Below are 708 nucleotides of genomic sequence, written 5' to 3'. Positions count from 1 at the left end.
ATTGAGTTTTTGCGCCAAACTCATGCCATCTAACACGGGCATACGAATATCGAGAAACGCAATATCAGGTTGGCTTTGCTCAATGGCGAGCAAGGCTTGTTCGCCATCAGCTACCTTGGCAACGATGTCCAACTCCGGCCACACTTCCGCGAGGCTTTTGTCGAGATGATGCCGCAATAACGGCTCATCATCGGCGATAATGGCAGTAAACCCTGTATTCATTTCACTGTTCCTTACTTATCATTGGCCAACTCAAACGCACACTCACACCACCTTCGGAAGATTCACTGATCGACACCTGACCTTTGCCAGCAAATAAGGCATCCACGCGCTGTTTAAGGTTACTCAACCCAATCCCCGAACCAGAGTGATTGCTGACGTGACTCAACCCCACGCCAGTATCTTTCACTTCAATTTGCAACAGCTGTTTCTCTTGCTTTATCAGCAATTGGACTTCACCACCTTCACGTTTTGGCTCGATGCCGTGAATAATGGCGTTCTCTACCAAAGGTTGTAGCATCATCGGAGGCAACTCTGTATTTCCTAACCCTTCTTGCACCTCGATTGTGTAGCTTAATCGCTCGCCTAAACGAATTTTTTGAATACCCAGATAAGCGTCAATCAAGGTAATTTCATTCTCAACCGTGGTGTGCTCCTCACGCGAGTTTTTTAGCGTTGCACGCAATAACGCCGTGAGTTGATCCAACA

At 47.3% G+C, this 708-nt stretch carries 2 protein-coding genes; both read right to left on the bottom strand.

The genetic code is table 11. The features are described 5' to 3' along the window. Positions 1 to 222 (bottom strand): response regulator (locus tag R7093_RS25535; RefSeq protein WP_318147060.1); only part of this gene is annotated, 222 nt, incomplete at its 3' end. Between the two features lies 1 nt (position 223). Next, positions 224 to 708 (bottom strand): sensor histidine kinase (locus tag R7093_RS25530; protein WP_318147059.1); only part of this gene is annotated, 485 nt, incomplete at its 5' end.

This window comes from Vibrio sp. 1580, assembly GCF_033340055.1.
Note: the sequence above shows the minus strand (reverse complement) of the source record. Positions and strands in the feature narration are given on the sequence as shown.